The organism is Mesorhizobium sp. B263B2A (assembly GCF_020165775.1).
Taxonomy (GTDB): Bacteria; Pseudomonadota; Alphaproteobacteria; order Rhizobiales; family Rhizobiaceae; genus Mesorhizobium; species Mesorhizobium opportunistum.
The window spans coordinates 44,970-55,241 of record NZ_JAIUIU010000030.1 but is presented as its reverse complement, the minus strand read 5'-3'; the positions used below and the strand labels follow the sequence as shown (position 1 = coordinate 55,241).

The 10,272-nt window shown below is 64.3% G+C and carries 11 protein-coding genes and 1 pseudogene; 6 read left to right on the top strand and 6 right to left on the bottom strand.

Features of this window, described 5'->3' with window-relative positions; genetic code table 11:
• The 6 genes and pseudogenes from LB568_RS29530 to LB568_RS29505 form a co-directional block, all read right to left on the bottom strand.
• Positions 1 to 300 (bottom strand): annotated as a pseudogene (locus tag LB568_RS29530) (hypothetical protein); the annotation flags it as partial.
• Positions 301 to 312: 12 nt separating this feature from the next.
• The gene (gene mtaB, locus LB568_RS29525) at positions 313 to 1,653 is read right to left on the bottom strand and encodes a tRNA (N(6)-L-threonylcarbamoyladenosine(37)-C(2))-methylthiotransferase MtaB (RefSeq protein WP_013892241.1); all 1,341 of its coding nucleotides are present in this window, start codon (positions 1,651 to 1,653) and stop codon (positions 313 to 315) included.
• On the bottom strand, positions 1,653 to 2,537 hold the full coding sequence (gene dapF / locus LB568_RS29520) for a diaminopimelate epimerase (RefSeq protein WP_013892242.1): 885 nt from the start codon (positions 2,535 to 2,537) through the stop codon (positions 1,653 to 1,655). The genes mtaB and dapF overlap by 1 nt, the downstream gene beginning before the upstream one ends.
• A gap of 73 nt (positions 2,538 to 2,610) precedes the next feature.
• The gene (locus tag LB568_RS29515; protein ID WP_013892243.1) at positions 2,611 to 2,772 is read right to left on the bottom strand and encodes a DUF1328 family protein; all 162 of its coding nucleotides are present in this window, start codon (positions 2,770 to 2,772) and stop codon (positions 2,611 to 2,613) included.
• 97 nt (positions 2,773 to 2,869) lie between these two features.
• Positions 2,870 to 3,436, bottom strand: a complete 567-nt coding sequence (locus LB568_RS29510) for a hypothetical protein (RefSeq protein WP_013892244.1) — start codon at positions 3,434 to 3,436, stop codon at positions 2,870 to 2,872.
• A 90-nt stretch (positions 3,437 to 3,526) separates the two neighbouring features.
• Positions 3,527 to 4,567 carry an MBL fold metallo-hydrolase gene (locus tag LB568_RS29505; protein WP_013892245.1) on the bottom strand — a complete coding sequence of 347 codons (1,041 nt, stop codon included), beginning with the start codon at positions 4,565 to 4,567 and terminating at the stop codon, positions 3,527 to 3,529.
• Between the two features lie 121 nt (positions 4,568 to 4,688).
• On the opposite strand from LB568_RS29505, the gene LB568_RS29500 reads away from it, so the two are divergent.
• The 6 genes from LB568_RS29500 (at position 4,689) to LB568_RS29475 (ending at position 10,270) form a co-directional block, all read left to right on the top strand.
• Complete coding sequence (locus LB568_RS29500) at positions 4,689 to 5,132, top strand: VOC family protein (protein WP_224731980.1); 444 nt, start codon at positions 4,689 to 4,691, stop codon at positions 5,130 to 5,132.
• Between the two features lie 138 nt (positions 5,133 to 5,270).
• Positions 5,271 to 5,810, top strand: a complete 540-nt coding sequence (locus LB568_RS29495) for a protease inhibitor Inh/omp19 family protein (RefSeq protein ID WP_013892247.1) — start codon at positions 5,271 to 5,273, stop codon at positions 5,808 to 5,810.
• Between the two features lie 185 nt (positions 5,811 to 5,995).
• Positions 5,996 to 7,195 carry a cell division protein ZapE gene (zapE, locus tag LB568_RS29490; protein ID WP_224731979.1) on the top strand — a complete coding sequence of 400 codons (1,200 nt, stop codon included), beginning with the start codon at positions 5,996 to 5,998 and terminating at the stop codon, positions 7,193 to 7,195.
• A 506-nt stretch (positions 7,196 to 7,701) separates the two neighbouring features.
• Positions 7,702 to 8,670, top strand: coding sequence for a malate dehydrogenase (mdh, locus tag LB568_RS29485; protein ID WP_013892250.1), 969 nt, complete (start codon positions 7,702 to 7,704; stop codon positions 8,668 to 8,670).
• 30 nt (positions 8,671 to 8,700) lie between these two features.
• Positions 8,701 to 9,894 (top strand): ADP-forming succinate--CoA ligase subunit beta, encoded by a 1,194-nt coding sequence (gene sucC / locus LB568_RS29480; protein WP_224731978.1) that lies wholly within the window; start codon positions 8,701 to 8,703, stop codon positions 9,892 to 9,894.
• A 4-nt stretch (positions 9,895 to 9,898) separates the two neighbouring features.
• Complete coding sequence (locus LB568_RS29475; RefSeq protein ID WP_224731977.1) at positions 9,899 to 10,270, top strand: cupin domain-containing protein; 372 nt, start codon at positions 9,899 to 9,901, stop codon at positions 10,268 to 10,270.
• Positions 10,271 to 10,272: the final 2 nt, after the last annotated feature.

Sequence of the window (10,272 nt, the reverse complement as noted above, 5' to 3'; positions counted from 1 at the left end):
TTTGTATTCGATTTCGAGCCGATTACTGAGCCGGTGCTGGCGCAGGGGCGGGGGCCGGCGCCGGCGCCCGCGCCGGGGGGGGGGGGGGGCACTGGCGCTGGCGTCGGCGCTGTCACCCCGCCCCGCCGCTTCGCGTCGACCCTCCCCCTCGGGGGGAGGGTGGGGCGCAGGCTCGGCCGCCGGCTTCAGCGCGTCCAGCGCATCCCATTTGATCGGCGGGAGGGGGGCGGTCTCGTCGATCCGCTCCTCGACAATTTCTTTCTTGCCGAACGAAAATATCTTCTTGAAAAAACCAGCCATGCTTTGCGTTTCTCAGGCGGCGCAAGCGGCAAGCGGGGCCGCGATCAGCCGGGCGCCATCGTGGTCAGTAATTGTCGCTTCGACGATCTCGCCCGGCGCGCCGGTGCCCAATGCGGCAAGCGTGAAGCCTTCGGTGCGGCCAAGCCCGTCACGCTCGATCAGGATCGACTGGCGCGTGCCGGGAAGTGACGACAGGTGACGCCGATAGGCGGCTTCACCGGCTGCACGCAGCCGGGCGGCGCGCTGCTTGACCACCTCGCGGCGCAGCTGCGGCATGCGTGCCGCGGGCGTGCCTTCGCGCGGGCTGAACGGAAAGACGTGGAGATGGGTCAGGCCGCACTCCGCGACGATATTGATCGAGTTCTCGAACATGTCGTCGGTCTCGGTCGGGAAGCCGGCGATGATGTCGGCGCCGAAGACGATTGCAGGGCGCAGCTTGCGCACATCCTCGCAGAAGCGGATCGACTGGTCGCGCAGATGGCGGCGCTTCATGCGCTTCAGGATCATGTCGTCGCCCGACTGCAGCGAGAGGTGCAGATGCGGCATTAGCCTGGGCTCGTTGGCGATGGCGTCGAGCAGTTCGTCATCGGCCTCGATCGAATCGATCGACGACAGCCGCAGGCGCTTCACGTCCGGCACCTGCCGGAGGATCGTCTTCACAAGCTTGCCGAGCTTGGGCGCACCCGGCAGGTCGGCACCGAAAGACGTCATGTCGACGCCGGTCAGCACGATCTCGGCATAACCATTGCCGGCGAGACGCTTGACCTGCTCGACCACGGCGCCCATCGGCACCGAGCGCGAATTGCCGCGGCCGTAAGGGATGATGCAGAAGGTGCAGCGATGGTCGCAGCCGTTCTGCACCTGGACGAAGGCACGCGCCCGGCCCTCGATGGCGTCGACCATATGACCGGCGGTTTCGCGCACCGAGAAGATGTCGTTGACGCGGGCCTTCTCGGTGTCATTGACGCCGAAATCCGGCAGCGCGCGATAGGAATGCGCCCGCAACTTCTCCTCATTGCCAAGCACGAGATCGACCTCGTCCATGGCGGCGAATTTTTCAGGCTCGGTTTGCGCGGCGCAGCCGGTGACGATGATGCGCGCCTGCGGGTTGTCGCGGCGCGCCTTGCGGATCGCCTGCCTGGCCTGGCGCACAGCCTCGCCGGTGACGGCGCAGGTGTTGAAGATCACGGCACCGCCGGCCAGCGCGCCGAGACCCGCCGTTTCGGCCTCGCGCCGCATCACCTCGGATTCATAGGTGTTCAGCCGGCAGCCGAAGGTCACCACGTCGATGCGGCTAGGGGCCTCGGAAAGGGAGCCATCGACGTTCGGGCTCTTGGACAGAGCAACCGACATCAGGCCGCGCTTTCGGTGTCGCGGGCCCAGGCGCCGGTCGAGGGATCGAAGCTGCCGGAAAATTCCCATTCGGCGGCACCCGTCAGGATGACGTGGTCATCGTCGCGCCATTCGACATGCAGCGTGCCGCCGCCGGGGGTCAGCAGGCTGACGCTGCGCCCGGTCCGCCTGGTGCGGGCCGCTGCCACCACGGCGGCGCAGGAGGCGGTGCCGCAGGCCTTGGTCAGGCCGGCGCCGCGTTCCCAGGTGCGGATGATCATGCTCTCGGGCGACGTGACCTGCGCGATCGTGATGTTGGCGCGTTCGGGGAAGATCGGGTGGTTTTCGAGCAGCGGACCGAAACGGTCGAGCTCGTAGGACCAGACGTCGCGGTCGACCCAGAAGATGGCGTGCGGGTTGCCCATCGAGACGGCGGAGGGGGAATGCAGCACCGGCGCGTCGATCGGGCCGATCTGCAATTCGATCATGCGGGTGTCGCGGAATTCTTCGGCCAGCGGAATGTCCTGCCAGCCGAAACGCGGCATGCCCATGTCGACCGAGATCGAGCCGTCGGCATGTTCACTGGCGTTGAGGATGCCGGCGACGGTCTCGAAGGTGAAGCTCTTTTGGCCAGTCTCCGCGGCGAGCGCCTGGACGACGCAGCGCATGCCGTTGCCGCAGGCCTGTGCACCGGTGCCGTCGGAATTCAGGATGTCGATGAAAAAGGCGGTGCCCGGCGTCCTTGCGTCATGGATCGCCATGATCTGGTCGAAGCCGGTCGCGGCATCGGCGTTGAGCGTGATCGCCGCGGCCGCCGTCACCCGATCGGCGCGACCGCGCATGTCGGCGACGATAATCTCGTTGCCGATGCCGTTCATCTTGGCGAAAGGGGTCGTGCTTGCCATCGCTCCGAAAAGTTCCGTGTCCGTTTGGCGCTATATGGCGGAAACGGGCGGGAATTACCAGTGCGCAGCCGCTTTACGTCACCGCGAAGACCCCAAACAAGATCAGCAGGAAGATGATGAGCACGATACCGATAAGGATGCGCGCGCCAGTGGCTGCGGCCCCGGCCAACGCCGGCATGCCGAGCAGGCTGGCGGCGGCGGCGATGATCAGGAGAATGATGATCCATCTGAGCATGGAAATGCCTCTCGAGCCGACAGATTTTGTAACTGCATGAAAACGCTGCTGTCGTGCTTGGGTTCCGTCGCTCGCGAGGGAATGTCAGCGGCGAAACCTAGCCGGCGATCTCGATGTCGGTGCTGAACGGCCCCGTCTTGCTCGAATTCTCGTCGTGCATGAGGAAGTCGCAGCGGTATTTGCCGGGCGGCAAGCCATCGAGGGACAGGTCCAGCTTGAAGAACAGTTCGCGGTTGCGCGAGCGCGAGGCGACCTGGACGCGGCTGATCTTCTCCATCTTGCCGAGTTCCTCGCCGGAGGCTGAAACCACGGTCAGGTCAACCGAAAGCGAGATCTGCTTGTTGCCGAGCCCGTCGGAGCCGTAGCCGTAGCCGACCGGCTCCATGTAGAGCACGATCTTCTCGCCGGGTTTATAGATGTGGTTCGCGCGCTCGGTGTAGATGCCGAAGCCCGCCGCGGTGTCGACGTGCTTGACGTTGAGGACGGCGAGCGGCATCGCCTCCCACAGCGCGTCCTCGGCACCGCGGAACTTTTCCAGCGCGCCGGCGGAATCACCGGACTGGAGCAGCTTTTCGGCTTCGGCGGCACGGTCGCCGATCTCACCGGCAAAGGCCGTCGAGGTGGAGATTGCGGCGGCGACGAGGGCTGCCAGGACTGTTTTCATGAGGCGCGACTCCGTTCCTCGAGACATGATGACATCATGGTGGGCGAAAACCGCCGTGAGGTAAACGCCAATCCAGGCAGATACCGAGCCTCAGGGCACGTCCCAGACTTCACCGGGCCGCAAGGCGCGAAAGCGCTCCGGCGACAGCTGCTCGGCCGCAAGCGCCTCGGCCAGTTTCCGGACCGGCTCGTCGATCGGCTCATCGGTGAGCTGGAACGTGCCCCAGTGGCAGCCGGCGGCGAAAGCCGCATTGCACAGTTTCATGCCCTGCACCGCTTCCTCCGGGTTCTGGTGCTGGGATGCCATGAACCAGCGTGGTTCGTAGGCGCCGATCGGCAGGATGGCGAAGCGGAAGCCACCATGCTTCCCAGCCATCAGCCGGTAGTTGATGCCATCGTGGAAGCCGGTGTCGCCGGCGAAGTAGGTCTTGCCGCCCGGTGTCTCCACAACGAAGCCGGCCCACAGCGCCATGCGCCGGTCGCGGGCGCCGCGCGCCGACCAGTGATGCGCCGGCTCGACATGAATGAAGGCGCCATTGCCGAGCTCGATCCTGTCGCCCCAGTCATGCGCCGCCAGCCGCATGCCGGGAACCGCCTGGCCAATCAGCATGTCATTGCCGAGCGGAGTGATCAGCAGCGGGTCATGGCTGGCTTTCAACTGCCTGAGCGTGGCGAGGTCGAGATGGTCGTAATGGTTGTGGCTGACCAGCACGAGGTCGATCGGCGGCAGGTCGGCAAAGGCGATCCCCGGCGGATTGATACGCTTTGGGCCGGCAAAGGAAAACGGCGATGCGCGCGGCGACCAGACCGGATCGGTGAGGATGTTCAGGCCGGCCGTCTGGACCAGCAAGGTCGAATGGCCGACCATGGTCACGGTCAGACCGGAGCCGTTTACTCGCCCCGCCGGCCTCGCCTGCGGCAGGGGGCTCGGATCGGTGGCCGGCCATTTGGCGCGTTGGCCGCTGAACTGCCATTTCAGCAGATCGGCGAAACGGCCGGGCAACTGGCCGCCGGGATTGAAGAACAGGCTGCCGTCGAAATGATCGCTGGGCGGGCCGCTGTAATAGCGGTTGGCGACTTTCGGTCTCGCGGCCAAATTCTTGCGCTCCGGCAGGGTTGGATTTCTAGACATAAGCGCTGCCTTGGCTGGCGCAAGCATTTGGCGAGCGAATGCCAAGGGTGAGGCAGCCGGTTCGACTAGGATCGCCCCGGTTCGAGTGGGATCGCCAAGGATTGGGAGCGAGGACAACGCCATGGCCATGAAGCGGACGAAGACGCCATGGATGAAGGCCGAGGATTTCGGCCGCTCGCTGGCGCGCGGCATCGGCGTCAACCTGCTGGTAAGCGACATGGCGGCGATGGAGGCCTTCTGCCGGGACGTGCTCGGCGCCCATATGATCTATGCCGACGAAGATTTCGCGGCGATCGAGCTTCTGGGATCGGTGTTCATGCTGCACGCCGACCATTCCTATCTCGACAATCCGATGACCGGGGTCATCGCCGGCATCGAGACGCGCGGCGCCGGCATCGAACTGCGTCTCTATGGCGCGGATCCTGATGCGGTCGAGGCGGCGGCACTGGAACATGGCCACATCGTGCTGGCCGGCTCAATCGACAAGCCGCATGGCTTGCGCGAATGCCATATCGTCGGGCCGGACGGATGTGTGTTCGTGCCGAGCGCGCGTCTAGCGCCGTAAATGCGATAAATTTGCAACAAATCTTGCTGCAAACCCTATTTTAACCATATCGGGTTGAAATTTCGCCACCTTCTCCATCTTGGTGGAGGTGAGATTGCGCGGACGGCATCCCCCCAGCCGGATCCGACGGAGGTTGCAATGAATTTTTCGAAAAGCGGTCTGGTGGCCGTATCGTTGGCAGCGCTTTTTGCGGGCGGCTGCTCGACCTCACGCTTCTCGTCGATGGACGACCAGCAGCCGGCGCCGCTGCAGCCGGCCCCGGCCGGCCAGGTGACCTCCAACCAGCTGCCGCCGCCGGCCGCGCCCGGCACCACCGACCCAGCGCAATTCCCGACAGCGCCGGCGAACACGCAGGTCGCGTCCTTGCCGCCGGATGGCACAGCGCCGGCAGGGGCCGCGGACCTCAGCGCGGCCAGCGTCGCCGGCGTATGGAACGTCAGCGTTGCCGGCCAGAGCTGCAAGGTGGCGACGCCGCAGACCAAGTTCGGCGCCGGCTTCCGCGCCGGGCCGCTGCATTGCCCGGCGCCGATCGACGGCATCAAGTCCTGGAACGTCGCCGGCAAGCAGCTGACGCTCTATGACGAGAATGGCGGTTCGCTGGCGCGGCTCTATTCCTCGGGCGGCTCGAAATTCGACGGCCAGACTTCCAGCGGCCAGGCGATTTCGCTTACAAGGTAGGCTATGTATGCCGATATTCAGGTGATGCCGGCCTGCGAACGGCGGTTTTCTGCGCTTCCGGTGCTCACGTACTTTAAGTACGCTCCGCTCCGGTTCTCGAAAGCCACCATTCTCGGCTAGGCCTGACCTGAATCTCAACACACCTAGTCCCTGAGGATTCTTGCTCTGTACAAACGACGTGACCGATGCATCTGCGTGACGGCCTCCAGACCCATGCGACCGTCAGGCAGCGCTACGACCATCTGGTGGAAACCGGCGGGATCGAACGCGATCCGGCGCAGGAACGCATCGCCGCGGCACTCGACCGGCTGACATCGGAGATCTCGGCAAAACGGCTGGCGCACAAGTCGAGTGCGCTGGGCTGGCTGTTTGCCCGCAAGCGCGAGACGCGGGACATCGTCAAGGGCCTCTATATCCATGGCGGCGTCGGTCGCGGCAAGACCATGCTGATGGACATGTTCTTCGAGCTGCTACCGGTCCGGCGCAAGCGCCGGGTCCACTTCAACGACTTCATGGCCGACGTGCAGGACCGCATCCAGAAGCATCGGCAGGCGCGCAAGAATGGCGAGGTCAGGGAAGACGACCCGATCCCGCCGGTTGCCAAGACGCTGGCCGAGCAGGCCTGGGTGTTGTGCTTCGACGAGTTCTCGGTCACCGACATCGCCGATGCGATGATCCTGTCGCGGCTGTTCTCGGCATTGTTCGCCAGCGGCGTGGTGCTGGTCGCCACCTCGAACGTGGCACCGGAGAACCTTTATAGCGACGGGCTGAACCGCCAGCTGTTCCTGCCGTTCATCGCCATACTGGAACGGCACGCCCAGGTGCTGTCGCTCGACAGTGACAAGGACTACCGGCTCGAAAAGCTCGCCCGCACGCCGGTCTATGTCACGCCGGCGGACGCTGCCGCCGACCATATGCTCGACGCGGCGTGGCAAACGATGACGCGCGGCGCGCCGACGGCCGCGACATCGCTGACGCTGAAGGGCCGGCAAGTGATCGTGCCGGCCGCCGCCGGCGACGCGGCGCGTTTTTCCTTCGCCGATCTCTGCGAAAAGCCGCTCGGCGCTCGCGATTTCCTGGCCATTGCCGGGCGCTTCTCGACCGTCTTCATCGACCATGTGCCGGTGCTGGGCGAAGGCAAACGCAACGAGGCCAAGCGCTTCATCCTGCTGATCGACACGCTTTACGACCATCACACACGGCTGGTGGTGAGCGCCGACGCTCCGCCGCAAGAGCTTTATGTGGCCAAGCGCGGCGTAGAGGTGTTCGAATTCGAACGCACGGCCTCACGCCTGATCGAGATGCAGAGCCGGGACTGGCTGGAGGATTGGGCGGAGCGTCGAAAGGCGAAGGCGGCGCCGGAGGCGTCGCAGGCGCAGGTGTAAAGAGAATCTCTGGAAGCCGCGATCCTTCGCGCCCCCCTCTGTCCTACCGGACATCTCCCCCACGAGGGGGGAGATCGGCCGTCGCCGATCTGCGACGTTACAAGGGTGAGCGGGGCACCGAAGCTGCCAATCTCCCCCCGTGTGGGGGAGATGTCCGGCAGGACAGAGGGGGGCGCTGTCCCGCCAGCTTCCAAGACTCGAACACATCCTCGGCGACCCGCATCACAAGGGCGTCATCGCCAGCTTCAAGCCTTACGATCTCCATCTTCATTGTGTAGATACCTCCAAGTCGGCTTACAAACTTTGACGTTTACGTAAATCCCAAACCATCTAACCGATTGAAAATGCTCGCCCTAAAATAATCGTTTGAATTTACCTCGCACCGGGGCTATTGGGTGCGGCGAAATCTCGCGGTTTCCCGCAACATTCCGGCCTCCTTCCTCGGCACCGTCATCAAGTCGTCAAAGACTTGGGCGCAGTCACAGACAAAGGGAAAACATCCTCACATGGCACGCAACAAGATAGCGCTTATCGGCTCGGGCATGATCGGCGGCACGCTCGCCCACATGATCGGCCTCAAGGACCTCGGCGACGTGGTGCTGTTCGATATCGCCGAGGGCATCCCGCAAGGCAAGGGGCTCGATATCGCGCAGTCGTCGCCGGTCGATGGTTTCGATTCCCGGCTGACCGGCGTCAACGACTATGCCGGCATCGAGGGCGCCGATGTCTGCATCGTCACCGCCGGCGTGCCGCGCAAGCCGGGCATGAGCCGCGACGACCTGCTGGGCATCAACCTCAAGGTCATGGAACAGGTCGGCGCCGGCCTGAAGAAATACGCGCCGAAGGCCTTCGTCATCTGCATCACCAATCCGCTCGATGCCATGGTGTGGGCGCTGCAGAAGTTTTCCGGCCTGCCCAAGACCCATGTCGTCGGCATGGCCGGCGTGCTCGACAGTTCGCGCTTCCGCTACTTCCTGGCCGAGGAATTCAAGGTCTCGGTCGAGGACGTGACCGCCTTCGTGCTCGGCGGCCACGGCGATTCCATGGTGCCGATGATCCGTTATTCGACGGTATCGGGCATTCCGCTGCCCGATCTCATCAAGATGGGCTGGACCTCGAAGGAGAAGCTCGACCAGATCGTGCAGCGCACCCGCGACGGCGGCGCCGAGATCGTCGGCCTGCTCAAGACCGGCTCGGCCTACTACGCCCCGGCCGCCTCGGCGATCTCGATGGCCGAAGCCTATCTCAAGGACAAGAAGCGCGTGCTGCCGTGCGCGGCGCACCTTTCCGGCCAGTATGGCGTCAAGGGCACCTATGTCGGCGTTCCCGTGGTCATCGGCGCCGGCGGTGTCGAGCGCATCATCGAGATCGACCTCAACAAGGCCGAGCAGAAGATGTTCGACGCTTCGGTGGCGACGGTGCAGGGCCTGACCGAGGCCTGCGTCAAGATCGCGCCGCAACTCGCCTCTAAGTGAACCCCAGCAGCCGATCTGGAGACAACCCATATGAACATCCATGAATATCAGGGCAAGGCGCTGCTGAAGAGCTTTGGCGCGCCGGTGGCCGAGGGGGTGCCGGTGTTCAAGGCCGATGAGGCGGAAGCCGCGGCACAAGCGCTTCCCGGCCCGCTCTATGTGGTGAAGAGCCAGATCCACGCCGGCGGTCGCGGCAAGGGCAAGTTCAAGGAACTTGGCCCCGATGCCAAGGGCGGTGTGCGTTTGGCGAAGTCGGTCGCCGATGTCGTCGCCAACGCCAACGAGATGCTCGGCCACACGCTGGTCACCAAGCAGACCGGCCCGGCCGGCAAGCAGGTCAACCGCCTCTACATCGAGGACGGCGCCGACATCGAGCGCGAGCTGTACTTGTCGATCCTGGTCGACCGTTCGGTCGGCCGCGTCGCCTTCGTCGTCTCGACCGAAGGCGGCATGGACATCGAGGCGGTCGCGCATGATACGCCCGAAAAGATCATCACCGTCGCCATCGATCCGGAAAAGGGTGTGACCGCGGCCGATCTGAAGGCGCTCAACGGCGCGCTCAAGCTTGACGGCGACGCGGCCGGAGATGGCAACACGCTGTTCCCGATACTCTACAAGGCGTTCGTCGAGAAGGACATGAGCCTGCTCGAGGTCAACCCGCTGATCGTCATGAAGAACGGCCGGCTGCGCGTGCTCGACGCAAAGGTGTCGTTCGACAACAACGCGCTGTTTCGCCACCCCGACGTGCTCGAATTGCGCGACACCACCGAAGAGGACGAGAAGGAAATCGAGGCGTCGAAATACGACCTCGCCTATGTCGCGCTCGACGGCAATATCGGCTGCATGGTCAACGGCGCGGGCCTTGCCATGGCAACGATGGACATCATCAAGCTCTACGGCGCCGAGCCCGCCAACTTCCTCGATGTCGGCGGCGGCGCGTCCAAGGAGAAGGTGACGGCGGCATTCAAGATCATCACCAAGGATCCGGCGGTCAAGGGCATATTGATCAACATCTTCGGCGGCATCATGAAGTGCGACATCATCGCCGAGGGCGTCATCGCCGCGGTCAAGGAAGTTGGGCTGAAGGTGCCGCTGGTGGTGCGTCTGGAAGGCACCAATGCCGAGCTCGGCAAGAAGATCATCAACGACAGCGGCTTGAATGTCGTCTCGGCCGATGATCTCGACGACGCGGCCAAGAAGATCGTGGCGGCGGTGAAGGGCTGAGCCGGTGCCCCCGCGCAAGATAAACCTGGTCGAGGCGGCGGATCAAAAGATCAAGAAGGTCTTCGATCCGCATATTGCCGGCGACGTCAATGACAGCCAGGCGAAGGTCGCCAAGTTCGGCGAGACCTTCGACTGGCACGCGCATGACAATGAGGACGAGGCCTTCCTGGTGCTGCGCGGTCGCATCGCCATCGATTTCCGTGATGGTCCGGTCGAGCTTGGCGAGGGTGACTTCATCGTCGTGCCGCGTGGCGTCGAGCACCGGCCGCGCTCGCTGACCGCCGAGCCGGTGGTGCTGATGTTCGAGCCGGCGACGACGCTCAACACCGGCAATGCCAAGAGCGATCTTACCGTCACCGACCTGAAGCGGCTCTGAGC

What these genes read in the sequence shown, in the direction of transcription:
- mtaB (WP_013892241.1), bottom strand. Translation starts at nt 1,653, where the DNA reads ATGTCGGTTGCTCTGTCCAAGAGCCCGAACGTCGATGGCTCCCTTTCC.
- dapF (WP_013892242.1), bottom strand. Translation starts at nt 2,537, where the DNA reads ATGGCAAGCACGACCCCTTTCGCCAAGATGAACGGCATCGGCAACGAG.
- LB568_RS29515 (WP_013892243.1), bottom strand. Translation starts at nt 2,772, where the DNA reads ATGCTCAGATGGATCATCATTCTCCTGATCATCGCCGCCGCCGCCAGC.
- LB568_RS29510 (WP_013892244.1), bottom strand. Translation starts at nt 3,436, where the DNA reads ATGAAAACAGTCCTGGCAGCCCTCGTCGCCGCCGCAATCTCCACCTCG.
- LB568_RS29505 (WP_013892245.1), bottom strand. Translation starts at nt 4,567, where the DNA reads ATGTCTAGAAATCCAACCCTGCCGGAGCGCAAGAATTTGGCCGCGAGA.
- LB568_RS29500 (WP_224731980.1), top strand. Translation starts at nt 4,689, where the DNA reads ATGGCCATGAAGCGGACGAAGACGCCATGGATGAAGGCCGAGGATTTC.
- LB568_RS29495 (WP_013892247.1), top strand. Translation starts at nt 5,271, where the DNA reads ATGAATTTTTCGAAAAGCGGTCTGGTGGCCGTATCGTTGGCAGCGCTT.
- zapE (WP_224731979.1), top strand. Translation starts at nt 5,996, where the DNA reads ATGCATCTGCGTGACGGCCTCCAGACCCATGCGACCGTCAGGCAGCGC.
- mdh (WP_013892250.1), top strand. Translation starts at nt 7,702, where the DNA reads ATGGCACGCAACAAGATAGCGCTTATCGGCTCGGGCATGATCGGCGGC.
- sucC (WP_224731978.1), top strand. Translation starts at nt 8,701, where the DNA reads ATGAACATCCATGAATATCAGGGCAAGGCGCTGCTGAAGAGCTTTGGC.